The following is a 25485-nucleotide window of genomic DNA, read 5'->3' on the forward strand; positions in this document are numbered from 1 at the left end:
GCAGCCGTTGCTGGAACAGGCCGTCGGCCAGCAGGTATGAGGCGACCACGACACGGCACCGGCGCGGCGCGCGCGGGCCCGCTCCACGGCCTCGGCCAGCTGTGGATCGCCGGTGGCCGCGAACGCCAGGCTCACCCGCGATCCGGTCAACGCGGACAACAACGTCGCGGTGGTGTGCAGGTCCGCGCGCGCCTTGTCATCCGAGGTTCCCGCGACCGCCAATATCACCGAATCGCCCGGACGCCAGCCGCATTTCACCAACTGGTCGCCGACGATGCGGGCGATCTGACCGCTCGGACCCAACGCGGGGGTGACGAGCACGTTGGGATGGCCGCTGGCCGCCACGTGCGCGGGCAGGTCGGCGCGGACGTGGTATCCGCGCGACAGGAACGCGGGCACCACGATGGCGGGCCGGTCGTCCGCCATCACGCGCACCAGGACCTCGCTGGGGGTGGGGCCCACCACGTCCACGAAGGCAACGTCGACTTGGCTGCGGACCAGCGTACTCACCTGTGCCGCAAGGTCTTCGACCATCGCCACACCGCCAGGGCGGCGGGTGCCGTGTGCTACCAGGATCAGTGCCATGGGGAGTCTTCCGGATGATCGATCGCAAGACGGTAGCCGCGCTTGACCACCGTTGCGACGATGTTCTTGTCGCCCAACGCCGTTCGCAACCGCAGCACCGCGGTATCGACGGCGTGCGGGTCGTTACTGTTGCCGGGCAGCACCCGGAGCAAGTCGTTGCGCGCGACGACATCGCCGGGGCGTTGCGCCAGCGCCCGCAGGGTCGCCATGCCCGACCCCGACAGGGACTTCACCGAACCGTCGACCAGCACGCAGGTCCCGCGGATCTCGATGTCGTGGCCGGCCGCGCGGATGGTGCACGACCGCAGGGGCGGGAGTTCCTGGGCGATGTGGCGGGCCAGCGCCCCCAACCTCATTCGCTCTGGTGACGACGTCGGGATCCCGGCACGGATCAACGGTTGCGCGGTGACCGGGCCGACGCACATCGCGTGCACGTCACTGCGAAGCGCTTGCAGCAGTTGGTCTTCGATGCCCAACTCACGGCTGCGCTCCAACAGCGCCGCGCCGGCGGGGGCGGAGGTGAAGGTCACCGCGTCGAACTGGCGCCGCGCGACCGAGGCGACGAGCTGGTCGAAGTCACCGCCGGCCGGCGTTGGCTTCCAGCGGTATACGTGAATGGGCACCACCTGGGCGCCCGCCGATCGCAAGCCGTTGATGAATTCGGGGAACGGATCCCACCCGTCGGCTGCGCCGTGCAGCTGGACGGCGATGCGCTTGCCGGCGACATCCGACTCGAGAAGGTAGCGCAGGACCTCGCGCGACGATTCGGATTTGGGCGACCACTCTTCGTGTAATCCGGCGGCGCGCAAGGCCCCCGTCGCCTTCGGGCCGCGGGCCACGATCCGCGACTTGGCAAGTGACGCCAGCAGTTGGGTGGCCAGGCCCCACCCGTCGGCCGCGGCGACCCAGCCGCGAAAGCCGATGCCGGTGTGCGCCACCAAGATATCCGGCGGCTCCGCGATCACCGCCTCGGTGTGGTTCTGCAGTTCTTCGTCTTCGGGCAACGCGATGATGTTGATGGCCGCGGCGCTGGACACCTCCGCGCCGTTGCGGCGCAGCAACGCGCACAGCTCCTCGGCGCGGTTCGCCGACGTGACGGCGATCCGGTAGCCGGTCAGCGGCGCGGAGTCTGGTGGGGCCAGTTGGGGGGCCATATGAAGTGTGTATGCCTGCGACGTTTCCGTTGCGTTACCGGTCAATTGCTGTGGCATTGCCCGTGTTGCGAGCCGGCTCACACGCGGGCCGCCTCGGTTTCCGGTGCCGACCCGGACAGGCCGGGCGCGGTTGCGGGTCGGCGCGCATAGACCGTCCAGGTCATGATCGCCGCCACCACATAGGACACCAGGAACACCCAGTAGGCCGACGTTTCGGTGCCGGTGCTCAGGTACGACTGGCGCAGCGCCAGGTTGATCCCCACGCCCCCGAGCGCACCGACGGCGGAGCAGACGCCGATCAGCGATCCCGCCTTCGCGCGGGCCCAATGACGACGTTCGTCCTCGCTCGCGTCCAGTGAACGGCTGCGCGCCTCGTAGACCGACGGGATCAGCTTGAACACCGAACCGTTGCCCATGCCGGACAGGGCGAACAACACCATGAAGCCGGTGACGTAGCCGATCATGCTGACGGAGTGGGCCGCGGCGTGGTGGTCGTCGAAGGTGCTGATGGTGACCAGCAGCCCGGCGCTCAGGGTCATGCCGGCCAGGACGCCCAGGGTGACGCGGCTGCCGCCGAGCCGATCGGCCAGCCGGCCACCGTAGATGCGCGCCAGCGAGCCGAGCAGGGGCCCGAGGAAGGCCAGCTGCGCGGCGTGCAGCGCCGCATGCTTGGGGCTTTCCCCGGCTTCGGCGAAGTTGACCTGCATCACCTGACCGAAGGCGAAGGAAAAGCCGATCCAGGAGCCGAAGGTGGCGATGTAGAGCAGCGAGATCACATGCGTGTCGCGCTCGAACAGGATCGAGCGCATGGTGCTCAGCTGGGTGCCGTGGTTGACGTTGTCCATGAACAAGGCGGCCGCGATGCCGACGACGACCAGCAACACCAGGTACACCGCGCACACCCAGTACGGCGCCTCGTGGCCGGCGGTGGCCAGCACCAGCAGGCCGACCAACTGGATCACCGCCACCCCCAGATTGGCGACGCCGGCGTTGACGGCCAGCGCGGCACCCTTGAGTCGCTGCGGGTAGAAGGCGTTGACGTTGGCCAACGAGGCCGCGTAGTTGCCGCCGCCCAGGCCCGTCAGGGCGGCGCACAGCACGAACGGCCACAGCGGCACACCGGGATTGGCCAGCAGCGCGATGGTGCCGGCCGTCGGGATCAGCAACACGAAGGCCGAGAACGTCGTCCAGTTGCGACCGCCGAAGGCGGCGATGCCCAAGGTGTAGGGGATCCGCGCGCAACCACCGACCAGGGTGGCGACCGCGCCGAGCAGCAGCTTGTCGCCGGCGGAGAAGCCGTAGACCGACCCCGGCATGAACAACGCCATGACGGGCCACAGGGTCCAGATCGAAAACGCCACGTGGTCACCGGCGATGGTGCACAGCAGGTTGCGCCGGGCGATCTTCTTGTTGCCGGCCTCCCAGGCCGTCGTGTCTTCCGGATTCCAGTCCGCGATGCGGTGGTTGCGGCCCATCCGATCGTCACCTTTCTTCGCCACGGCGGTTATGCCCGTCGCCGTATCACGGAAAGCGATTGCGCCCCAATGGCATCGCGTCGACCGGCGTGCATACAGATCCTCTCCTCAGGCCCCACGAACCGCCGCATCGGGCCGCCGCCGCGCCCGGGGTCACCGCGCTCGCCCGATATCGGGAAAGCGGTTCGGAGACTGGCTTTCGACGCTTGGGCACCCCGAATGGGCGGGCATGCCCCGCCGTATGGTCCGATGCTCACATTTACGACGCGAACGGGTCAACCGGAACGGGCCGATATCGCCTGTTAGTTGTTTACCAGTTATCTGGTAACTGCCTGAGGGGCAATCAGTTCGCGAGGCCGCGGTTCATCGGCCGTGAATGGGCGCCGCCATCAAGTGATTTCACGCATCCGGCCGCCGCGGTGTGAGCTGGGATACAGGCGATTCCCGCGCCGACGATTCGGCGGGCGAGATCTAGGAAAACGGCCAACTCGCGGCACCGGACTGGGCGCCCACCAGGGACCTGGGCCGCGCCCAGTGCAGTCGCACGGTCTGGCCGGGCCGCACCTGGGCGATCTTGTCCACGTCCTCGTCGACCACCACGCCGATCACCGGGTAGCCGCCGGTGACGGGATGGTCGGGTCCCAGGATCACCGGTAAACCGTTGGGGGGCACCTGAATTGCGCCGCGGGTGGCGCCCTCGCTGGGCAGCTGGCGGTCCGGGTAGCAGTGGGGCAGCGGCCGGCCCGTCAGCCGCATCCCCACCCGGTCGCTGCGATCCGAGGCCACCCAATCGGTGTGTACCAGGGCGTCGGGATCGACGAACCAGTCGTCGCGCGGCCCGGGCACCACGGACAGCTCGACGACATGGTCGGTGATGGCCGCGACCGGCGCCTGGTCCAGCTCGGGGTAGGCGTCGGTGTGCTCGCCGATCGGCAGGCGGTCACCGCTGCGCAGCGGCGCCGGGCCGATGGCCGACATCACGTCGTAGCTGCGCGACCCGAGCACCGGCTCCACGCAGATGCCGCCGCGGATCGCCAGATAGCTGCGCAGCCCCGCGCGCGGCGCGCCCAGCGAGATCACCTCGCCATCGCGCACATGATGAATGCTGTTGGTGCCGAACTTGATTCCGTTGACCGTGGGGTCGGTGTCGGCGCCCGTCACAGCGATGTCCACGTCACCGCCGGTGACCCTGGCCGCGAAACCGCCGAACGTCACCTCCACGGTGGCGCGGTCGTCGGGGTTGGCCACCAGCCGGTTGGCCAGCTTGTGCGCGCGCCGGTCGGCTGCTCCCGAGCGGCTCACGCCCAGGTGGGCCAGCCCCGGGCGACCGAGGTCTTGGACGACGGCGAACGGTCCGGTGCGCAGGATCTCCAGGATCGGCACGGCTATCTCCTCAGGTATCTAGACGGCCCGGAACTGAACCCACATGCCCTGCGCCAACAACGCCGGGTTCGGCCGCTGCAGATCCCACAGCACCGCGTCGGTGTGGCCGATCAGTTGCCACCCGCCGGGGGACTGCCGCGGGTAGACCGCGCTGAATTCACCGGCGAGGCCGACCGAGCCGGCGGGCACCGATGTCCTCGGCTCGGGGCGGCGCGGCACCCGCAGGCGCGGATCGCCGTCGACCAGATAGGCGAAACCGGGTGCGAATCCACTGAATCCGACCCGCCACGGCGTGGCGGTGTGGGCGTCGATCACCGCCGCGATGGTCAGTGCGGTGCGGTCGGCGACCTCGGCCAGGTCCGGGCCGTCGTAGACGACGTCGATGACCACGTCGGCGCGGCGCGCCGAGGCGGCGCAAGGGGCGGCGTCGACGCGCATCTTGCGCAGCCGCTGACGGATGACGCCCTGAGAGCGCGGGCCGTCCAGCTTCACCAGCACCGTGCGGGCGGCCGGCACGACGTCGACCACGCCCGGTATCGCCGCGGCGCGCAGCGCGTCCGCCCATGCCAATACCTCGGCGGTACTGCCGCATTGCACCATCAGCGCGCGGTCGCCGTAGTCCACGACGGTGTTGCCGACCAGCTCCGTCGGCAGGTTGTGGGCCAGGTCGCCGCTAAGATCCGTCACGCTCATTACTCGACGGTAACCCCGGGATCGGGGCCTGTGCGAGGGGCGGGCGACGGATTTTCGAGCACTGCCAGAGCTGCCTTAGCAAACGCTCAAACAGCCACGCCCGCGCGCGTGGCTACCCCAGGATCTTGGTGATCAGCGGGGGCAGCTGGTCGGCGATGACCGGGTAGCTCAGCGGCGACGCGAACGCGATGGCGCCGGCCTGGTCCTTGGTGGTGAAGATGTGGCGGTTCTGCGCCGTGGTCAGCGACCCGGCCACCTCCGGGTCGGCCAGTATCGCCTTCTGATCGTCGGGGTTCTGGGTCGTCCAGATCACCAGGTCGGCGGAATCGAGCACCGCCTTGATGTGATCGCGCGGGATGACGGCGCGCTGATCGGTGCCGAAGGGTTTGATGCTGTCGGAGATGACCAGGCCCATCTGGTTCAGAAAGTCCGTCCGCCAGCCCGCCATGGTGGCGACGACCGTGCCCTGCCACAGCGCGCCGTGCATCAGCAGCGCCTTCTTGCCGGTCCATTGCTGATTCTTCTTGCCGATGTCGGTGAACTTCTGGTCGACGCCGTCGATCAACGACTTCATCTGGTCGGCCTGGAAGACCGCCTGCCCGACGGTGGTGGCCTGCTCCTTCCACGGCTCGAAGAAGGCGTCGCCGTCCGACTGGGCGACGGTCGGGGCGATCGCGGAGAGCTTCTGATAGGTGTCGGCGTCCAGGCCGGCGTTGACGGCCACGATCAGATCCGGTTTCAGGCCGGCGATCTGGTCGACGGGAATGCCGTTGTCCAGGTTCAGCACCGTCGGCTGCGCCCCGCCGAGCTTGGGCGTGGCCCACGGCCAGACCGCGGATGGTTGGTCACCGAACCAGTTGGTCACCGCGATCGGCACCACCCCGACCGCGAGCAGGTCGTCCTGCTCGGTGTAGCCGGCGCTGACGACACGCTTGGGTGGTTCTTTGATGACGGTCTGACCGAACAGGTGGGTGATCGTCACCGAGCCCGGGGTGGCGCCCGGAGCCGGTTTGCTTGACGAGCACCCCGCCACGAGCTCGGAGAGCGCGGTCGCGCCGCCGATCGCGGCGACCCCGGCAGCCCCTGCGAGCTGCAAGAATCCCCGTCGATTCCATCCCTGTCGCATCGCGTGAGAGTATCGCGTTCCGCCCGCACAAATGCATCGCCGCGCTGTTGAGGCCCTTAGCCCAGCGGCATGCCGGCGTCCATGAAATCCAGGGCCCGATAGATGGTGTCGGCGGTCTTGGGGGCGCTGTCGAAGGCGGCCATCATGGCACCCGTCAACGCGCCGGCGAACACCCGGACCTCGAAATCGTCTGCGGCACGGCCGATTCGGTGCGCGATCGCCTCTGCGGCGACCGTCACGGTGCGGTAGTACTCGTCGTACATCGCCGCCTTGAGCTCGGGTATGGAGAACATCAGCCGCTGCCGGGTGCTCTCGAACTCCAGCTGGTCGTCGGGCAACTCGGCGATGACGGCCGCGTAGGCCCGGCGGAAGGCCTGGGCCGGAGACAGGTTGAGCGGCTGGGCCTTCAACGCCTCGAGGATCAGCGGGTCCAGGTCGTCGGCGAGCAGCAGCGATTCCTTGGACGGGAAATAGCGGAAGAAGGTGCTCGGCGACACGTCGGCCGCCTCGGCGATCTGTTCGACGGTGGTCGCGGCGAAGCCGTTCTCCTCGATGAGGCGAAACGCCTCGCGCCGGATGGCGCGGCGGGTCTTGATCTTTTTGCGCTCCCGTAGGCCCAGGGGAGCCTCAGTCACCTGCATGAGCCGATTGTCGCGCATCGAGCCCTCGCCGTGGGTTCGCGACATCTTGCGTTGCAGAGTTCTGACAAACGGGTTCTGGCCGCTGCAATTTCTGCGTATCGCCCACGTAACTGTGCACACGCAGTCCGGTAACAGTGCCTCTTTAGCGTCGAGTGGTCACTGCCCGCGCCCCATTCAAGCCAGGAGTCCCACCAGATGACCTCGACCATCACCCCGGCATCGCAGCCCGCGCCGCCGCGCGAGTCTCGCAAGGGGCGGCACTGGATCGATGACTGGCGGCCCGAAGACCCCGAATTCTGGGAGACCACCGGCAAGCCGATCGCCCGGCGGAACCTGATCTTCTCGATCTTCGCCGAGCACGTCGGCTTCAGCGTGTGGATGCTGTGGAGCATCGTGGTGGTGCAGATGACGGCCGGGGCGCACGGGCACCCCGCCGCGTCCGGGTGGGCGCTGACCGCCAGCCAGGCCCTGTGCCTGGTGGCCGTGCCCAGCGGTGTCGGGGCGTTCCTGCGGCTGCCCTACACCTTCGCGGTTCCGCTCTTCGGCGGTCGCAACTGGACGACCATCTCGGCGGCGCTGCTGCTGATCCCCTGCCTGCTGCTGGCCTGGGCGGTGAGCCATCCCGGCATCCCGTTCGCCGCGCTGGTGGCGATCGCCGCGACCGCCGGGTTCGGCGGCGGCAACTTCGCCTCGTCGATGGCCAACATCTCGTTCTTCTACCCGGAGAAGGACAAGGGCTGGGCGCTCGGCCTGAACGCGGCCGGCGGCAACATCGGGGTGGCGGTGGTGCAGAAGATCATCCCGCCGATCGTCATCGCCGGCGGCGGGATGGCGCTGTCGCGCGCCGGACTGTTCTACGTGCCGCTCGCGGTGGTGGCCGCGATCTGCGCCTTCCTGTTCATGAACAACCTCACCGAGGCGAAGGCCGACGTGAAGCCCGTGCTGGAGTCGTTGCGGCACCCCGACACCTGGATCATGTCGCTGCTGTACATCGGCACCTTCGGTTCGTTCATCGGCTACTCGGCCGCCTTCCCGACCCTGCTCAAGACGGTTTTCGGGCGCGGTGACATCGCCCTGGCGTGGGCCTTCCTGGGTGCCGGCATCGGATCGGTCATCCGGCCCCTCGGCGGCAAGCTGGCCGACCGGATCGGCGGCGCCCGCATCACCGCGGCCAGCTTCGTGATGCTGGCGATCGGGGCGGCGGCGGCGCTGTGGTCGGTCAACGCGGTCAACCTGCCGGCCTTCTTCGCCAGCTTCATGTTCCTGTTCGTCGCCACCGGCATCGGCAACGGTTCGACCTACCGGATGATCTCGCGGATCTTCAAGATCAAGGGCGAGCTGGCCGGGGGCGACCCCGACACCATGGTGGGCATGCGCCGCCAGGCCGCCGGTGCGCTGGGCGTCATCTCGGCGGTGGGCGCGTTCGGCGGGTTCGTGGTCCCGCTGGCCTACGCGTGGTCGAAATCGGAGTTCGGCAGCATCGAACCGGCGCTGCGGTTCTACATCGTGTTCTTCCTCGCCCTGCTCGGCGTCACCTGGTACTGCTACCTGCGCAAGCACAACGCGATCACGCGGGTGGGGATCTAGCGTCAGGACGGCTTCTGCCGGCCGCCGTATCCCTGCCCCTCCTTTTTCCAAGGGCTGTAGTCGGCGATCAGCTCTTCCTGCGGAGGCCGTTGGTCTTCGGGAACGTGCTGCAGGTTGATCCGGATCCGGTACCAGATCGAACTGGGCCCGCGCATCCCGTCGACCAGGACGTCGACCGGCTGCAGCCGGCCGGCCGCCGCGGGATAGCGCTCGCGCCAGACGTCCAGCGCCGCCATCGCCTCGTCCTTGGTCTTGGTGCGGGCGATCTCGATCAGCGGCATCGCCGACTGCCGCCTGCCGCCGGTGCCCTTGCCGCGCGTGCCCGACCCTCTCGGGGCGCGCTCGGGCGGCCCCATCTCCTCGGCCAGCACCAGCAGCCGGTCGAGTGCGCCGACGGCGTCGTCCATCCCGGCCCAGGGGTCGCCCAGTTCGGCGAACCGGGCGGGCACGGTGTCGATGGTGAACGCCTCGGGCCGGCAACCGGCGACCTCGTCCCAGTGCAGCGGTGTCGAGACTCGGGCGTCCGGCGTCGCCCGCACGGAGTAGGCCGACGCGACCGTGCGGTCCTTGGCGTTCTGGTTGAAGTCGACGAAGACGCCCTCGCGTTCTTCCTTCCACCAACGGCTGGTCGCGGCCTCGGGCACGCGCCGCTCGACTTCGCGGGCAACGGTCTGCGCGGCCAGCCGCACCTGGCGAAACTCCCAGCGCGGCGCGATGCGGGCATAGATGTGAAAGCCGCGCGATCCCGACGTCTTGGGCCACGCGGTCAGGCCGTAGTCCTCGAGCACCTCGCGGGCCACCAGCGCGACGTCCACGATGCGTCGCCAGGAGACCCCGGGCATCGGATCCAGGTCGACCCGCAGTTCGTCGGGGTGATCGAGGTCGTCGGCCAACACCGGGTGCGGGTTGAGGTCGACGCAGCCCAGGTTGATGGCCCAGGCCAGCCCCGCGGCGTCGTGGATCACCGCTTCGGCGGCGGAAGTGCCTCGGGCGTAACGCAGTTCGGCAACGTCGATCCAGTCCGGCCGTTTGGCCGGGGCGCGCTTCTGGAACACCGCTTCTTCCGTGATGCCCTTGACGAAGCGCTTCAGGATCATCGGGCGGCCGGCCACACCGCGCAGCGCGCCGTCGGCGACGGACAGGTAATAGCGGACCAGGTCGAGCTTGGTGTACGGGCCGCCGGAGAATCCAGTGGTTTCGCGGCCGCTCGCGCGGGGGAACACCACCTTGTCCGGATGGGTGATCGTGACCTGGCGCCCGGCCACCTCCAGCGAAACCGGACGGGTCATGCGGTTCATGCTAATTCGCCAGAATTTCTGGCCGTACTGAGACGGACGTCACATAAGGTGGATTCCATGCCTAACCTCCTCGGCCTCCCCGGTCAGGCCGCCGCGAAAGTTCAGCAATACGTCGAACGCGGCTCGGCCGAACTGCACTACGTGCGCAAAATCTTCGAATCGGGTGCCTTCCGGATCGAGCCGCCGCAGAACTACGCGGCGATGGCCGCCGACATCTACAAGTGGGGCGAGTTCGGCATGTTGCCGGCGCTCAACGCCAGGCGCCATCCCGACCGCGCGGCGTGCATCGACGAAGAGGGTGAATTCACCTACAAGGAGCTGGACGACGCCGCGCACGCGGTCGCCAACGGGCTGATCGACAAGGGTGTCAAGGGCGGCGACGGCGTCGCCATCCTGGCCCGCAACACGCGTTGGTTCCTGATCGCCTACTTCGGCGCCGCCCGGGTGGGCGCCCGCATCATCCTGCTCAACAGCGAGTTCTCCGGACCGCAGATCAAGGAGGTGTCCGAGCGAGAGGGCGCCAAGCTGGTCATCTACGACGACGAGTACACCAAGGCGGTCAGCAAGGCATCGCCGGAGCTGGGCAAGCTGCGGGCGCTCGGGACCAACCCCGACAGCGACGAGCCGTCGGGCAGCGAGGACGAGACGCTGGCCGACCTGATCGAGCGCAGCGACAAGAAGCCCGCGCCCAAGGCGAGCAAGCACTCGTCGATCATCATCCTGACCAGCGGCACCACCGGCACCCCGAAGGGCGCGAACCGCAGCACCCCGCCGACGCTGGCGCCCATCGGCGGCATCCTGTCGCATGTCCCGTTCAAGGCCAACGAGGTGACCTCGCTGCCCGCGCCGATGTTCCACGCGCTGGGATTCCTGCATGGCACGATCGCGATGTTCTTGGGCTCGACGCTGGTGCTACGCCGGAAGTTCAAGCCGCCACACGTGCTGGAAGACATCGAGAAGTACAAGGTGACCGCGATGGTCGTCGTCCCGGTGATGTTGTCGCGGATTCTCGACACGATCGAGAAGATGGACAAGAAGCCCGACCTGTCCAGCCTGAAGATCGTGTTCGTATCGGGATCGGCGCTGGGAGCCGACCTGGCCGAGCGCGGCCTGAAGGACCTGGGCCCGGTCATCTACAACATGTACGGCTCCACCGAGATCGCCTTCGCCACCATCGCCGAGCCCAAGCACCTGGAATACAACTCGTCGACGGTCGGGCCGGTCGTCAAGGGTGTGAAGGTCAAGATCTTCGACGACAACGGCAAGGAGCTGCCGCAGGGCGACGTCGGGCGCATCTTCGTCGGCAACGCCTTCCCGTTCGAGGGTTACACCGGGGGCGGCAAGAAGCAGGTCATCGACGGCCTGTTGTCGTCGGGAGACGTCGGCTACTTCGACGAGAACGGCCTGCTCTACATCAGCGGGCGTGACGACGAGATGATCGTCTCCGGCGGCGAGAACGTCTTCCCGGCCGAGGTCGAGGACCTCATCACCGGGCATCCGGACGTCGTGGAGGCGACCGCGATCGGCGTCGAGGACAAGGAATGGGGCCACCGGCTGCGCGCCTTCGTGGTGAAGAAGGACGGCGCCGACCTCGACGAGGACACCGTCAAGCACTATGTGCGCGACCACCTGGCCCGCTACAAGGTGCCGCGTGAGGTGGTCTTCCTCGACGAACTGCCGCGCAACCCGACCGGCAAGATCCTCAAGCGCGAGCTGCGCGAAATGGACGTCGACTAGCCCGGTACGGCTGGCGCCAAGCGAGTCAGCGGCGGTCTTTGATGGCGCGGGTGATCTGCGCTGTGAGCTTCGGATCGACCAGGAGCTGGTCGATGAGCGCGGTGAGGACCTCCTGGCCGGTCACCCGGGCGACCCCCAGCCGGTCGGCCGCCTCCCGCTGCCAGATGTCGAGCGCCCGGTGCGTGGCCGCCGGCAGGTCCACGGTGCGACGCGTCCGCTGGGTGCGACCCGGCTGGGCGGCCGGCTGGGCGGCGATGCGGTGGCCGCCCGGTTGCCCGAGACTGGTGAGGCGCTCGGTCGGCGCGGCGTCTCCCGACGGGCCGCCGGCCGAGTTGGGGGCGCGAAAGGCTCCGACGCTGGGTCCGCTGTGGCTGCTGTTGAAGTTCACTTCGGTGTCTTCCTCCGTGAGTGCCAATCAGTAAATCAGCGCTCGGTGCCGTTGTGTCAATACTGATTCTGTCACCGAGGCCAGCGTAAGTCGCGTCGCCGGGCCGCCCGGGCGCCGGTCGGCCGCCGGGCGCGTCGAACCGCAGTTGCGTGCCGCGCACGCCGGCCCGTTCCGCAGATGCTCTCGCAAATGGATCAATGTAGCTGTCTGCATGTAACCCGGTTGCGTGTGATGCTGAATGGCGTGGACAAATTTGACGTGAAGGGCGCGGAATCAGCGAATGCGATAATGCGTGAAAGCGGACGTCAGTAGATACGCGTTCGGTGAGCCAGTAATTCAGTAGATTGTCTTTGAGCTGGGCAAACTGGGATGGTGTGGCGTCGGCATCAGTATTTATGAAGAACTGAATTGCATAAATTCGCATCGGAAATAGGCGGTAGTATCCGGCCCGGTACGACGTCGTTGTTGTCTAATTCACAATCCAAAAAGCGAATTGCACTTGTTTGCTCAGAAATGTCCCACTAACGTTTTTGTTATCGATAGCAAGTGGTTGGAAGGAATGACTCTAATGATCTTCGGGCGATCATTACGCGGCGCGGCCGCAGGTGTCATAGGTGCCGGGGCTGTGGCCGGCGCGCTGCTTATCGGCGGCGCCCCCATGGCTGCGGCCGCTCCTGCGCCCGCAGCCACCACCAGCTTCGCCAGTGCCGGGCCGCACAGCGGACCGGGCTTCATCCCCGATCGCCCCGGCGGTCGCGGATGGGGCGGCCATGATGGTCGGGGAAATGGCAACTGGGGGCACGGCAACTGGGGCCACGGCAACTGGGGCCGTGGCTACTGGGGCCCCCAGCACTGGTGGAACTGGTGGTGGTGACCACCATCTCCGCGCGGTAAGCGGCCGTCGCCGACACGCCAACCCTCGGGATGGCCGACCGCGTATGGGGGGACCCATGCCGGCCTGACTTCGTCAGGTCGGCATGGCCCTGTTTGGGGGCACTTTCGCGACGGCTTACGGGTCGCGGGGGAGGCCCAGCAACCGTTCGGCGATGATGTTCAGCTGCACCTCGGAGGTGCCGCCGTAGATCGTGGTGGCGCGGCTGGCCAACAGGTATTCGCCCCACTTGCCGGGCAATTCGTTGGGGTCACCGATCGCGGCATCGGTGCCGAACGACGAGACCGCGAATTCGGCATAGCCCTGGCCGGTGCGCATCGACAGCAACTTGGAGATCGCCGCCGACGGCATCGCGTCCCCGCCGGCGAGCGTCAGCAGCGTCGAGCGCAGGTTGAGCACCTTGGCCGCGTGGCCCTCGGCGATCAACTGGCCGGCGCGATGCTGGGCGATCTGGTCGAAGTGGCCGTCGCGGACGAACTCGACGAACTGGGCCAGCGTGGCCAGGAAGTTGGCCTCGCTGGACCCGATCGACACTCGCTCCGCGGTCAGCGTGTTGCGGCTGACCTCCCAGCCCCGGTTGACCTCACCGAGCACACACTCGTCGGGCACGAACACGTCGTCGATGTAGACGGTGTTGAACATGGCGTTGCCGGTGAGCTCGCGCAGCGGCTTGACATCGACGCCTTCGCTTTTCATGTCCAGCAGGAAGTAGGTGATGCCGGCGTGTTTCGGGGCGCTGGGGTCCGTCCTGGCCAACAGCGCGCCCCACTGGGAGAACTGCGCGGCGGTGGTCCAGATCTTCTGGCCGGTGACGCGCCAGCCGCCGTCGGTGCGGGTGGCCTTGGTGGTGAGGCCGGCCAGATCCGATCCGGCGCCCGGTTCGGAAAACAGCTGACACCAGATCATTTCGCCGCGCAAGGTCGGCGGCAGGAACCGTTGCTTTTGCTCCTCGGTGCCGAACGCCACGATCGACGGCACGATCCAGGTCGCGATCCCGGTCTGCGGCCGCTTGACCCGCCCGGAGGCGAATTCCTGGGCGATGATGATCTGCTCCACCGGGCCGGCACCCCGCCCCCACGGCCTCGGCAGATAGGGCAGCACCCAACCACCCTCGGCGATGGCGACCTTGCGTTGCTCACGCTCGATCCCCTTGAGCGCGGCGACTTCCGCGCGAATCTCCGCCCGCAGCTTCTCGGTGTCAGGGTCGAGATCGATGTCCACCGCACGCATCCCGGTGGTGGTGGCGGTGTCGACGACCTTCTGCGGGTAGTCCGCACTGCGGCCGAAGGAGGCGGCCAGCAGCAAGGCCCGGCGGTAGTAGACGTTGGTGTCGTGCTCCCAGGTGAAGCCGATCCCGCCGTGCACCTGGATGCAGTCCTGCGCGCAGCGCTGGGCGGCCGCCGGCGCCAGCGTCGCCGCCACGGCGGCGGCGAACTCGACATGCGAAGCCGCTGTGTCCCAATTGTTTTCGCGGGCTTCATCGATCGCGCGGGCGGCATCCCAGACCGCCGCGGTGGCCCGCTCGGTGTCGGCGATCATCTCGGCGCACTTGTGCTTGATGGCCTGGAACTGGCCGATCGGCCGGCCGAACTGCTCGCGGATCTTGGCGTAGTGCGAGGCGGTGTCGGTCGCCCAGCGCGCCACACCGATGGCCTCGGCGGACAGCAGCGTCGTCATCAGCGCGTGCGCGGTCGCCATGCTCAGGTTCGTCAGCACGACGTCCTCACCCACCTCGACGGCGTTGGCTCGCACGTGGGCGACGGGTCGTAGCGGATCGAGGCTCCTCACCGGCTCGATCTCGAGCTCATCGGCGCGCAGCACCACCCAGGCCTCGCCGCTGTCGATCGCGACCGGCAGCACCAGCAGCGTGGCCTGCCCCGCCGCGGGCACCGCGCGGACTTCGCCGCGGATCACCAGCGAATTGGCGTGCCGGGTGGCGGTCAGCGCACTGCAACTCAGGCCATAGGAGGCGATCTCGGCGCCCGACGCCAGCTCGGCGAGCACCTTCGCGTCCGGGTCATGCGCGGAGATCAGGGCGCTGGCGATGGCCGACGGCACGAACGGGCCAGGCACCGCCCCGTAACCGAATTCGGCCAGCACGATGGCCAATTCGAGGATGCCGAAGCCCTGGCCGCCGACGGACTCGGCCAGATGGACGCCCTGCAGTCCCTGCTCGGCCGCCGCCTGCCAGTACGGCGGAGGGTTCTCGAGAGGAGTCTCCATGGCCGCGTGCAGCGTCTCCGACGGCGCGACGCGCGCCACCAGCGATCGCACGGAATCGGCCAGCTCTTGATGCTCGGGATTTATCGCGATCGGCATTGGTCGCCTTCCGTTGCTGCAGGACGCCGTTTCGGCCAAGTACCTTCCAAGCTAACAACCAGTCGGTTGGTTGACGACATGGGCTCGTGGCCTCCCGCTGTCGGGCGCCGCGGGTCGCCACCGGCCGTTCGCGGCGATCAGCGCCACCGCTTGTTGATCCATTGGGCGATGATGTCGGCCTGCTCGGTGCGTGCGCCCGGGGTGGTGAAGTAGTGGTCGGTGTCCACCGAGGCCTGCGTCTTGTCGGTGCCGGCGAGCGCGTCGAAGATGCGTTGGGCATCCGAGGGGAACACCCCGGTGTCGGCCTCGGCGTTGATCACCAGGGCGGGACAGGTGATGCGGGCCAGGTGCGGTTCGGCGCGGGTTTGGGCCACCCGCAGGCTCCACATGCCCAGCCAGTTGCGCAGCGTGCAGGCCGCCGCGATGCCGTGCGCCGAGCGGTTCGCCTTGGCCGGCGCGCCGGCGTAGCACATGTTGGGTGCCCGCTTGGTGGGCTCGATCCTGGCGTCGACCATCCGGGGATCGGCCCAGGTCCGCATCACCGAAAACGGCCGGTCGGAAAACCCCGCCGCGCGAACGCGTTTGAGCTCGGTCTCGGCCCAGTCGGTGATGGCGTGGTTGCGCGCGGTCTGCGCGCTGCGGTATCGGGCGAGAAACTCCGGCGAATAGGGCGGCCCGTTGCGCTCGTTGAACAGGTCGAGGTCGGCGTCGGTGGCGACGGGGTCGTTCTCGTCGACGACGGAGGCGTCCATCCAGGCGGTGAGCACCTCCGGGCGTCCGGGATGGGCGGCGGTGGCCACGTACCCGTCGGCGGGCGGCAATTCGGTCACCCCTGCCGCCGGGCGCATCCCGTCCAGGGGAATGACATTGGGATCCACGGCCTGTGACTGGTAGGCGGCCATCAATGAGCCGCCTCCCGAATTGCCCAGCAGCACAACGGTATCCACACCCTGGATCTCGCGCAGCCAGCGCACCCCGACACCGATGTCGACCAGCGCGTGGTCGAGCAGGAAGCTGCTTTCGAAGCCGCGAAACCTGGTGTTCCAGCCCAGAAACCCGACACCGCGAGTGGCCATGTAGTCGGCGAGATAGTGCTCGGAGAAGTCGATCTGGTAGTGCGTGGCGATCATCGCCACCTTGGGTTTGCGTCCCACCCCCCGGTGATACAGCCCTTGGCAGGGGTGCCCGCCCGCGCCCGCACGCCCCGCGGTGCGCGACGGCAGCCCGATGAATTCCCGGATCACCCCGGCGCCGGTACGACGAGTCAATTCAGCGGTCCTCCTGACGCGTAGATGGCCCGGTAATAGATGTTGGCCAGGGTTTGGACGCACGCTTGGTCGTCGGGTTCCACCGCACGCGCCCCGGCGAGCTGCAGGTAGCAGAACTGGTTGAACATCGCCACGATGGCCTCGGCGAGCAGCCGCGGATCGTCGTCGGGGCAGTGGCCGTCGGCCTGGGCGCGCCGGACCGACTCGGCGATGAAAGAGACTGGTATCTCGCAGATCTCGGCCCAATACCGGGCGAAGTCGTCGTTGATCATCGCCAGCTGCGACACGCTGATCACCTCGGCGAGCCGGTTGCGGTAGGTGTGCCAGTGCGCGGCTGCTGCGGCGTAGGCCCGTTCACGTTCGGACAGGCCGTGTTCGGTCACCGACTGGGCGCGCTCGTTGGCCTCGTCGCGAAAGCGCAGCGCCCACTGGCGCACCATCGCCTCTTTGGAGTCGTAGTAGTTGTAAAACGACGCCGCCGAACGGCCCGCTTCCGCGGCGATGTCCGCGATGGTCGTGGCCAGCACGCCTTTGCGCGCGATAACGGTCCGGGCTGCCATATCGATGGCGGCCTGCGTCCGCCTGCCTCGACGGGTGGGAAGCTCGGCGGCCTGGCCGTCGCGGTCAGCAGGGGACGCCGCGGTCGACACCTACGCACCTCCCTGGGCCAAAACTGAAACTGATGTTAGATTCAGATTTGGATCTTGGCCAGGATCGTCAAGCCGGGACCGAGGGGAGCCACCAGATGATCAAGCCGCACAACACCAACACGGAATTCGAACTCGGCGGGATCAACCATGTCGCCCTGGTGTGTTCGGACATGGCGAAAACCGTGGACTTCTACAGCAATATCCTCGGCATGCCGCTGATCAAGTCGCTCGACCTACCCGGCGGCGCCGGCCAGCACTTCTTCTTCGACGCCGGCAACGGCGACTGCGTCGCCTTCTTCTGGTTTGCCGACGCCCCCGACCGGGTGCCCGGAATCTCGTCGCCGGGCGCCATCCCGGGCATCGGCGACATCACCAGCGCCGTCAGCACCATGAACCACCTGGCCTTCCACGTGCCGGCCGAGAAATTCGACGCCTATCGCCAGCGCCTCAAGGACAAAGGGGTGCGGGTGGGGCCGGTGCTCAACCACGACGAGAGCCCCATGCAGGTGTCCGCGACCGTGCATCCCGGCGTCTACGTGCGCTCGTTCTATTTCCAGGACCCCGACGGCATCACCCTCGAATTCGCCTGCTGGGTGAAGGAATTCGAGAGCGGCGAGGCCAAGGCCGTGCCCCGCACCGCGGCGGACCGCCGGCCCCCGGTGGGTGCCGCCCACTGATCCCACCGGGCCGAGCCGGAGGATGGTTTCATGACCGACGGCATTCTGACCGACGCGCAGATCGCGGCGTTGACCGCTGAGCAACGCCGGGAACTGATCACTCGGCTGGAGCAGCCGGTGGGGGAGCTGATCGACCCGGAGTTCCTGGCCCGGGTGCGGCGCATCCGTTTGAGCCTGATGATCGGTGGCTCCATGGCGATGGTCCCGTGGCTGGGGTACCTGTCCGTGACGCTGCCGGAGAACTACGTCGCGCACAACTGGCCGATCACCTGGGTCGGCTTCGACGTGCTGCTGGTCGGGTTCATGTTGACGACGGCGGTGCTCGGATACCTGCGTCGTCAGCTGCTGGTGCTCGCCGCCTTCACCACCGGGGTTCTGCTGATGTGCGACGCCTGGTTCGACCTGATGACCGCCGGGCCCAAGGACATCTGGCTGTCGGTGATCACGGCGCTGCTGATCGAGGTGCCCCTGGCGATCTTCATGATCACCAGCGCGGTGCGCATCCTGCGGCTCACCATGATGCGGTTATGGCTGCTGCACCCCGGCATGCGGCTGTGGCATCTGCCGCTGTTCCCGTGAGGCGCTGAGGATTTGGCCGGAGCCGCTCCGGTTGGGGCGGTGCCGGCCGTCAGACGAGCCGAACAACGCTCTCCCGAGACTTGGCCCCGGGCAGGCGAATCGGCGTCGGACCGGCTTTCGCATGGATACTATTTGGTACGCACCAGCCGGCCATGCGACCGGTTGGCGGAGAAAGGTTACCGCACCGTAGATGATCACGCGGGAGAACGCGAGTCTTCGTAAAACCGCGAAATCTTCACCCCCGTCAGCTAGCGTCCACAGCAGCGACACTAGGGGGTGCAGCGACGCGGTAGTTCAGCCCAACATACCGGGAACACGTCGCGAGATTTTCAACCTGAGACCGAACAGATGATGCGCCAAACGCCAAGCGCTGATTGCACTTTCACCACCCCCAGATCGCACAACAGATGTCGGTACTCACAGCACAAGGACTCGACGACATGGTCGCACTCGGAAACATCAACGAATGGCAGCCGCCACACGGCCCGGTTACCATGTGGATGGCCGCGCCCACGGCGCTTGAAGCGGCACGCGCCGCCCGGCGAAGCGATCTGGCACCGAGTTATCAACAGAATCAACACCTCTGGGCCGCTTACCACGGCAAGACTCTGAACCGGCCGCTTCCCCGATTGATGATCGTGGCGTGGGACATCCCCGGAACCTGTGACGTCGAGGCGATGACCGCGACGATCAATGGCCATGTGCGCCGCCAGGACACATATCACTACTGGTTCGAATTCGACAACGGAATCTTTGTGCGCCGCGAACTCGAGGACCCCGAAGCCATCGAATTCGTCCCCGTCGCGCTCGGGGAGATGACCCCGGATCAGGCGCGCAACCACGTCTTGACCACGACTCCGCACACCCCGGAATGGGGTTGCTTCACTTACGGGATCGTCGCGCACGCCGACTATTTCACCTTCTACGCCAGCGTCGACCACCTGCACATCGACGGACTGTCCGCCGCCCTCATCTTCCTCGACATCCACCTGATGTATCAGGAACTGGCGCAAGGGGGGCACTCCCACGCCGCGCTGCCCGAGGTGCGCAGCTATCGCGACTACGTTGCGCGGCAGCGCGATAACGCGGCGGCCCTGGACCTGTCGTCTCCGGAGATCAAGGACTGGATCGCCTTCGCGCGTGACACGGACGGCGACTGGCCGAGCTTCCCGCTGCCGCTCGGTGACATCTGGGCCAGCACCAAGGGCGATCTGTTGACCGTCGAACTGATGGATGCCGCCGAGACCGAGGCCTTCGACGCCGCCTGCGTCGCCGCCGGAGCCCGGTTCATCGGGGGAGTCCTGGCGTGCGCGGGTTTCGCCGAACACCAATTGACCGGCAAACACACGTATCACGGGTTCACGGCCAAGGACACCCGGGTGCCGGGCACCGACACGATGACCGTCGGCTGGTTCGCCAGCCTGATTCCCATCACCGTGCCGATCGCCGGCGAGACGTTCGCCCAGGCGGCCAGGGCGGCGCAGAAGTCGTTTGACGACGCCCAGCGCCTCGCGGACGTGCCGGTCGAGCGGGCCTTGGAGTTGGCGACCCCCGACGAACTGGGGATCAAGCTGCCCACCCAGCTGCCGATGATGCTGTCCTTCCTGGACTTCCGCAAGATTCCCCTCAACGGGCTGTGGGCGGAGACGAAGTTCGGCACCTACGGCGACAGCCTGTCCGCCGGCGGGATCAACATGTGGATCAACCGGCAGGCCGAGAACACCACCGTGACGATGTCCTTCCCGGACAACGCGATCGCGCGCGAGTCGGTGCTCCGCTACATCGCGGCACTGACCCAGGCGTTCGTGCGCGTCGCCAAGCCCACCCTGGATGAGCCGGTCGTGGCCGTGCCCCAAGCTGATTCGGACGGGCCCTACCCCGTCGCGCCGAACGCGGACGACAACGAAGCGGCCTGACCATGAGCAACGTGCTGGACCTGGCCGATCAGACCCTCTTTCTCGGCGAACGGGCCACGGGAGCCACCAGCCTGTTGCAATGCGTCTGGGTGTACGACCGCGCCGTCGACATCGCCGGGCTGCGCGAGTTCCATCACCAGCTGGGCAGGGGACGGTTGTCGCGCCGCATCGAGCGGTCGCCCTTGCCGTTCGGCCGGCATCGCTGGGTGGCGCCGAACGACCGGTGCGCCCTCGAGATCGTCGGCGCGCCGCGGCCACGCGACGGGATCGACGCCTGGCTGGCTGAACAAGCCACCCAGCGTCCGGATGCCGAGTACGGGCCCGGCTGGCACCTTGCGGTGCTGCCGTTCACCGACGGCGGTGCGGCGGTCAGTCTGGTCACCACGCATTGCCTCACCGACGGGGTCGGGCTGTGCGAGGCGTTGGCGGATGCGGCTTCCGGGCGTGGCGACGCGATCCGTTGGCCCGCCGCGGGGGCGCGGCGGCGGTGGCGGGCAGTACGGGAAGACGCGCGCCAAACCCTAAGCGACGCGGGCGATGTCGGTCGTGCCGTCGGTGCGGCCGCCCGAATGCTCAGTCAGGGCCGTGACGCGGTGCAGGCCGCGTCCGCCGGGAAGCCGTCGACACCGCCGACCGCCGGAGACGATCCCATCACCCTGCCCGCGACGACGTTCTTCGTCGACGCCGGCGAGTGGGACGAGAGGGCCGGCGCCCTCGGCGGCACCAGCAACGCGCTGCTCGCGGGAATGGCGGCGCGCCTCGCCCAGCGAGTGGGACGCGTCGCGGCAGACGGCTCGGTCAACGTGGGGATGCCCGTCAACGAGCGCACCCCCGGCGACAGCCGCGCCAACGCGGTCACGAACGTCGACGTCACGCTGCAGCCCTCGGCGATCGGCACGGACCTGCGCGAGATCCGCGCCGTGATCAAGCAGGCCCTGGTTCGCCATCAGGATGTGCCCGACGAGCGGTGGGCGTTGCTGCCGCTCGTTCCGCTGATCCCCAAGCGGCTGTTCCGGCGGCTGATCAGCGTGGTCACCGGCGGCGCAACCACCGTCGTCTCGTCCAATCTCGGTGTGCTGGATCCGGCGGTGAACCGACCGGATGGCGGCGAGGCGGACTGCTTCGCGATGAGGTCGGTGTACCCGGGCGTGACCAGCGCGACGATGCACCGCACCAACGGGGCGCTGGCATTGCTGTCCGGGCGGGTCGACGGCACGGTCTTCGTCTCCGTCCTGGGCTACCAGCTGGGCCGCCGAAACTCGAATGACGAGTTGCGCCAAGCCATCTACGGTGTGCTGAGCGACTTCGCGCTGACCGCGACGTGGGACTGGCGGACGTTCAGCCGGGTGTGAATCAGCCGCGGGATGCTAAGCGTCCGCGCCCGTTTCGGAGGCGGTACAGGTTCGGCTCGGCGAGCTCGTCGAGCAGCGCCGCCAAGTGGTCGACGAGCTGATCCGGTTCGAGTCGGACGTCACCGGCCAGCCAGGCGCTGATGGTCTGGCCGACGCCGCCCACCACAAAATGCGCGGCGGCCTTGATGCGTTCGTTCGCCGGAACCCGTAGCGCTTGGCCGACGTGCTGCCCGGACAGCATGGCGAACAGCGCGCTCGACTCGGCACGTTTGCGCACGATCACCGGATCGGCCAGCTGCGTGCTGAACAGCAGGCGCCCCACCCGGGGGTCGTCGGTGATCGTCCGCACGATGTTGGCGATGCCCGCGCGGGTTTGCTCACCGGCCGGCACCGCGGCCACCGCCGCCTGCGTGGTGGCGGCCAGCTCGGCGACGACCCAGTCGAACACGCACGCGACGAACTGGTCCTTGTCGGCGAAGCTCTCGTAGAAGTACCGGGCGGCCAGGCCGGCGCTGCGGCACACCCCGCGCACGGTGACCGCCGAGATATTCTGCTGCTCGGCCCCGAGCAGGTCCAGACCCGCGGCGAGCAGCCGATTACGGCGGGTGGCCAGGCGCTCTGCGGCCTCGACCCCGCGGTACGGCCGTGCGCTGGACGTCTCGCTCATGGAAACCATCTTGACACTAACGCCCAGCCGCGACAATATCAGGAAACAAGCGTTCGCACATTAGCGGACCGGCGCCGCGGGAGGACCTGACGAATGGCTATTCACGAGCCGGTGCACCGGCCGATCGGGCACGTCGAGCGCAGGGTCACCGACCCGCCCCGGCCGCAGCGGCGCCGGCGGCGGCGGGCGCTGGGTATCGACGAGGGATTGATGGGCGTCGCGTTGCTGGCCGGCCCGGCGAACGTGATCATGCAACTGGCCCTGCCCGGTGTCGGCTACGGCGTGATGGAGAGCCGCGTCGAAAGCGGCCGGGTCGACCTGCACCCCATCAAGCGCGCCCGCACCACCTTCACGTACCTGGCGGTGGCGACCAACGGCACCGACGCCCAGAAGGACGCCTTCCGCCGCGCGGTGAATCGCGCTCACGCACAGGTGTACTCGACCCCGGACAGCAAAAGCCCGGTGGCCTACAACGCTTTCGACCCCGAGCTGCAGCTGTGGGTGGGGGCGTGCCTGTATAAGGGCGGGGTGGACATCTACCGCATGTTCATCGGTGAACTCGAGGGCGAGGACGCCGATCGTCACTATCGCGAGGGCATGACGCTGGCCACCACCTTGCAGGTGCCGCCGAAGATGTGGCCCGCCGACCGTGCGGCGTTCGACCGCTACTGGGAGGAATCGCTGGCCAAGGTCCACATCGACGACGCCGTGCGCGAGTACCTCTTTCCCATCGCCGCCAATCGCATTCGGGGCGTCAAGCTGCCGGCTCGGCTGCAGCGCCTCTCCGACAGCTTCGCGCTGTTGATCACCACGGGGTTCTTGCCGCAGCGGTTCCGTGACGAGATGCGGCTGCCCTGGGACGCGACCAAGCAGCGCCGCTTCGACAGGCTGATCGCCGTGCTGGCGACGGTGAACCGGTATCTACCGCGGTTCATCCGCCAGTTCCCGTTCAACGTCTTGCTGCACGACCTGGACCGCAGGATCAAGAAGGGCCGGCCGCTGGTCTAGTGCGCAGGGCGGATCCGGCCGCCAGTTGAAAACGATAATCATATTCATTAGGCTCCTCAGTCTGGTAACCCTTCCAGCCTGAGGAGTGCCTGATGACGGCCCCGATTTTCATGGCCTCGCCGCCCGAACTGCATTCCGCGTTGCTCAGCAGCGGTCCGGGACCCGGGCTGCTGCTGGCGGCGGCCGGCGCCTGGTCGCAGCTGAGCGCCGAATACGCCGCTGCCGCAGAAGAATTGAGCGCCTTGCTGGCCGGAGTGCAGGCCGGGGCGTGGCAGGGTCCTAGCGGTGAGTCCTACGCGGCCGCGCACGCGCCGTACCTGGCCTGGTTGACGAAGTCCGGCGCCGACAGTGCGACGGCCGCCGGTCAGCACGAGGTGGCGGCGGCGGCGTACACCGCGGCCCTGTCCGCCATGCCCACGCTGCCGGAGCTGGCCACCAACCACGTCGTGCACGGGGCGCTGGTAGCGACGAATTTCTTCGGCGTCAATACGATTCCCATAGCGGTCAACGAGGCGGACTACGCGCGGATGTGGACGCAGGCGGCCACCACCATGTCTACCTACCAGGCGGTGTCCACCGCGGCGGTCGCCTCGACACCACAGGCCGATCCGGCGCCCTCGATCGTGAAATTCCATGCCTCACACGACGACTCGGGTGACCCGGACCACGACCCCACCATCGACAACCCGTTCAACGACTTCATCGCCAACATCCTGAAGAACTTCGGCATCAACTGGGACCCCGCCGAGGGCACGGTGAACGGGCTGGACTACGACGCCTACACCAACGCCGGCCAACCCATCTTCTGGGTGGTGCGCGCCCTGGAGCTGCTAGAAGATTTCGAGCAGTTCGGCTATTACCTGGTGCACAATCCGGCGTTGGCCTTTCAGTATCTGGTCCAGCTCGCGCTGTTCGACTGGCCGACGCACATCCTCGAGATCTTCACCAGCCAGCCCGAACTGTTCGCACCGGCGCTGCTGATCGTGGCCGCCCCCTTCGGTGCCGTCGGCGGTTTCGCCGGGCTGGCCGGCCTGGCGGGCCTACCCCACCCCGCGGTCGTGCCGGCGCCCGTGCCGGTCCCCGCGCCGGCGCCGTCCGCGTTGCCCACCGTCGCGACCGCCCCCAGCCCCGCCGACACCGGCCGCCACGACGGCCAGCGCCGGCCGGCGCGGCAACCAACGCGCCAACCGCTGCGGCGACACGAACGTCGCGATCAGCCCGCTGACCACCACCCCGAGCACCAGAAACGGAATCGCCTGCACGAAAACCCCGCAGAACACCGTGCCCACGGTCGAGAGCGCCGCGCTGTTGAACACCGCGTTGCGCAGGGTCGTCGCGGCCAGCGCGCAGCCCAGCAGCAGGGCCACCAGCACTTCCATCGACCCCGGCCGCAACCTGCGCCCGGACTTCAGCGTCTGCACCGCGTCATTATCGCAGCGCGCGCCGGGGTCGCGTCGGCCTCCGAGTCGTCCCGGCGCTAGCCGTCGCGATCGTCGCCGGGCGCCGCCGCGCCGTCGGGATTCCAGGTGCCGGGCGTCATCGGCACCGTTGGGCCACCCTCGAACTCGTCGACGGCCAGCGTGGTCAATCCGGCCGCCGGGGCGACCGCGTCCCGGCGGGCGGTGCCGGCGAACCCGAGGGCCCCGGCGCCCCGGTCCGATGCGAGCGGGGCGTCCCAGTCCGGGTCGACGTCGACGTTCATGTCCATGAACTCGTCGCCGTGCCCGCGCTGCGTCGCGCGCCGTCGCCGCCGTGCGCGTGCGGCTTCCCGCGCGGCGGCGGCCGCCGCGGCGGCGGCGCTGTCCGGTTCGGGCGCTTTCCTTTTCGCGCTGGAGCTCGCGCCGGCGCTCATGCCCGAGCCGGTGCCCATCCCCGGGGGGCCGACGACGTAGGGAGGGAAGAAGCCCGCCGCGGGGGCGCCCGGAGCCGGCGGAGCCGGTGGCGCACTGGCCACCGTGCTCGTCGTCGGGGTGGGCGACGGCGCCGGCGCGGTGGCCGGGGCCGCGGCCGGTGCGGCGGGGTCGCGCTGCCGGGCTGCGAGTGCGGGTCAGTTCCGTTGGCGCGCCGGTTGTTCGGCGAAGGCGGGGCGA

Annotated in this window: 19 protein-coding genes and 4 pseudogenes; 8 read left to right on the forward strand and 15 right to left on the reverse strand. The window is 68.2% G+C overall.

Annotated features, from left to right (window positions below):
- The 7 genes and pseudogenes from A5622_RS22515 to A5622_RS22545 all read right to left on the reverse strand — a co-directional run.
- Nucleotides 1-585, reverse strand: a pseudogene (locus A5622_RS22515) (sirohydrochlorin chelatase); the annotation flags it as partial.
- Nucleotides 576-1727: a uroporphyrinogen-III synthase gene (locus A5622_RS22520; protein ID WP_156748871.1), complete on the reverse strand. Its 1152-nt coding sequence runs from the start codon at nucleotides 1725-1727 to the stop codon at nucleotides 576-578. The pseudogene A5622_RS22515 and the gene A5622_RS22520, both read right to left, overlap by 10 nt.
- A gap of 89 nt (nucleotides 1728-1816) precedes the next feature.
- Nucleotides 1817-3214 carry an MFS transporter gene (locus A5622_RS22525; RefSeq protein WP_066881375.1) on the reverse strand — a complete coding sequence of 466 codons (1398 nt, stop codon included), beginning with the start codon at nucleotides 3212-3214 and terminating at the stop codon, nucleotides 1817-1819.
- 471 nt (nucleotides 3215-3685) lie between these two features.
- Nucleotides 3686-4597 (reverse strand): 5-oxoprolinase/urea amidolyase family protein, encoded by a 912-nt coding sequence (locus A5622_RS22530; RefSeq protein WP_066881349.1) that lies wholly within the window; start codon nucleotides 4595-4597, stop codon nucleotides 3686-3688.
- Nucleotides 4598-4615: 18 nt separating this feature from the next.
- Nucleotides 4616-5290: an allophanate hydrolase subunit 1 gene (locus tag A5622_RS22535; protein ID WP_066881351.1), complete on the reverse strand. Its 675-nt coding sequence runs from the start codon at nucleotides 5288-5290 to the stop codon at nucleotides 4616-4618.
- A gap of 112 nt (nucleotides 5291-5402) precedes the next feature.
- Nucleotides 5403-6416, reverse strand: coding sequence for an ABC transporter substrate-binding protein (locus A5622_RS22540; RefSeq protein ID WP_066865320.1), 1014 nt, complete (start codon nucleotides 6414-6416; stop codon nucleotides 5403-5405).
- A gap of 56 nt (nucleotides 6417-6472) precedes the next feature.
- Nucleotides 6473-7057: a TetR family transcriptional regulator gene (locus tag A5622_RS22545; RefSeq protein WP_066865332.1), complete on the reverse strand. Its 585-nt coding sequence runs from the start codon at nucleotides 7055-7057 to the stop codon at nucleotides 6473-6475.
- Nucleotides 7058-7252: 195 nt separating this feature from the next.
- Here A5622_RS22545 and A5622_RS22550 point away from each other — a divergent pair, with 195 nt between their 5' ends.
- Nucleotides 7253-8644, forward strand: a complete 1392-nt coding sequence (locus A5622_RS22550; RefSeq protein ID WP_066881353.1) for a NarK family nitrate/nitrite MFS transporter — start codon at nucleotides 7253-7255, stop codon at nucleotides 8642-8644.
- Between the two features lie 2 nt (nucleotides 8645-8646).
- On the opposite strand, the gene A5622_RS22555 is transcribed toward A5622_RS22550, so the two are convergent.
- Entirely contained in the window at nucleotides 8647-9942 is a 1296-nt protein-coding gene (locus A5622_RS22555) for a DNA polymerase domain-containing protein (protein WP_066881355.1), read from the reverse strand.
- Nucleotides 9943-9999: 57 nt separating this feature from the next.
- Here A5622_RS22555 and fadD2 point away from each other — a divergent pair, with 57 nt between their 5' ends.
- Entirely contained in the window at nucleotides 10000-11679 is a 1680-nt protein-coding gene (gene fadD2 / locus A5622_RS22560; protein WP_066881357.1) for a long-chain-fatty-acid--CoA ligase FadD2, read from the forward strand.
- Between the two features lie 25 nt (nucleotides 11680-11704).
- On the opposite strand, the gene A5622_RS22565 is transcribed toward fadD2, so the two are convergent.
- The 4 genes from A5622_RS22565 to A5622_RS22580 form a co-directional block, all read right to left on the reverse strand.
- Nucleotides 11705-12067: an ATPase gene (locus tag A5622_RS22565; protein WP_066881377.1), complete on the reverse strand. Its 363-nt coding sequence runs from the start codon at nucleotides 12065-12067 to the stop codon at nucleotides 11705-11707.
- A 1009-nt stretch (nucleotides 12068-13076) separates the two neighbouring features.
- A complete protein-coding gene (locus A5622_RS22570) occupies nucleotides 13077-15278 on the reverse strand; it encodes an acyl-CoA dehydrogenase (protein WP_066881359.1) in 2202 nt (733 codons plus the stop codon).
- A gap of 137 nt (nucleotides 15279-15415) precedes the next feature.
- Complete coding sequence (locus A5622_RS22575; RefSeq protein WP_066881361.1) at nucleotides 15416-16546, reverse strand: alpha/beta hydrolase; 1131 nt, start codon at nucleotides 16544-16546, stop codon at nucleotides 15416-15418.
- Nucleotides 16543-17106 (reverse strand): TetR/AcrR family transcriptional regulator, encoded by a 564-nt coding sequence (locus tag A5622_RS22580; RefSeq protein WP_197508077.1) that lies wholly within the window; start codon nucleotides 17104-17106, stop codon nucleotides 16543-16545. The genes A5622_RS22575 and A5622_RS22580 overlap by 4 nt, the downstream gene beginning before the upstream one ends.
- A gap of 185 nt (nucleotides 17107-17291) precedes the next feature.
- Here A5622_RS22580 and A5622_RS22585 point away from each other — a divergent pair, with 185 nt between their 5' ends.
- The 4 genes from A5622_RS22585 to A5622_RS22600 all read left to right on the forward strand — a co-directional run bounded on the left by A5622_RS22585 (nucleotide 17292) and on the right by A5622_RS22600 (nucleotide 21720).
- Nucleotides 17292-17873 carry a VOC family protein gene (locus A5622_RS22585; RefSeq protein ID WP_066881364.1) on the forward strand — a complete coding sequence of 194 codons (582 nt, stop codon included), beginning with the start codon at nucleotides 17292-17294 and terminating at the stop codon, nucleotides 17871-17873.
- A gap of 30 nt (nucleotides 17874-17903) precedes the next feature.
- A complete protein-coding gene (locus A5622_RS22590; RefSeq protein WP_066881365.1) occupies nucleotides 17904-18452 on the forward strand; it encodes a hypothetical protein in 549 nt (182 codons plus the stop codon).
- A gap of 440 nt (nucleotides 18453-18892) precedes the next feature.
- On the forward strand, nucleotides 18893-20368 hold the full coding sequence (locus tag A5622_RS22595; protein WP_066881367.1) for a condensation domain-containing protein: 1476 nt from the start codon (nucleotides 18893-18895) through the stop codon (nucleotides 20366-20368).
- 2 nt (nucleotides 20369-20370) lie between these two features.
- On the forward strand, nucleotides 20371-21720 hold the full coding sequence (locus A5622_RS22600) for a hypothetical protein (RefSeq protein ID WP_066881369.1): 1350 nt from the start codon (nucleotides 20371-20373) through the stop codon (nucleotides 21718-21720).
- 1 nt (nucleotide 21721) lies between these two features.
- Here A5622_RS22600 and A5622_RS22605 read toward each other — a convergent pair whose 3' ends face one another.
- Complete coding sequence (locus tag A5622_RS22605) at nucleotides 21722-22396, reverse strand: TetR/AcrR family transcriptional regulator (RefSeq protein ID WP_066881371.1); 675 nt, start codon at nucleotides 22394-22396, stop codon at nucleotides 21722-21724.
- 84 nt (nucleotides 22397-22480) lie between these two features.
- Between A5622_RS22605 and A5622_RS22610 the strand changes: the two genes are divergently transcribed.
- Together A5622_RS22610 and A5622_RS30860 are read left to right on the forward strand one after the other, a co-directional pair.
- A complete protein-coding gene (locus A5622_RS22610) occupies nucleotides 22481-23395 on the forward strand; it encodes an oxygenase MpaB family protein (protein WP_066881373.1) in 915 nt (304 codons plus the stop codon).
- 110 nt (nucleotides 23396-23505) lie between these two features.
- Nucleotides 23506-23919 (forward strand): annotated as a pseudogene (locus A5622_RS30860) (PPE family protein); the annotation flags it as partial.
- Between the two features lie 600 nt (nucleotides 23920-24519).
- Here the strand turns inward: A5622_RS30860 and A5622_RS30865 are convergent.
- Both A5622_RS30865 and A5622_RS22620 read right to left on the reverse strand, forming a co-directional pair.
- Nucleotides 24520-24816: pseudogene (locus A5622_RS30865) on the reverse strand (permease); the annotation flags it as partial.
- 56 nt (nucleotides 24817-24872) lie between these two features.
- Nucleotides 24873-25442 (reverse strand): annotated as a pseudogene (locus tag A5622_RS22620) (hypothetical protein); the annotation flags it as partial.
- Nucleotides 25443-25485: the final 43 nt, after the last annotated feature.

It is taken from the genome of Mycobacterium sp. 1245801.1, assembly GCF_001673055.1.
GTDB lineage: Bacteria > Actinomycetota > Actinomycetes > Mycobacteriales > Mycobacteriaceae > Mycobacterium > Mycobacterium europaeum_A.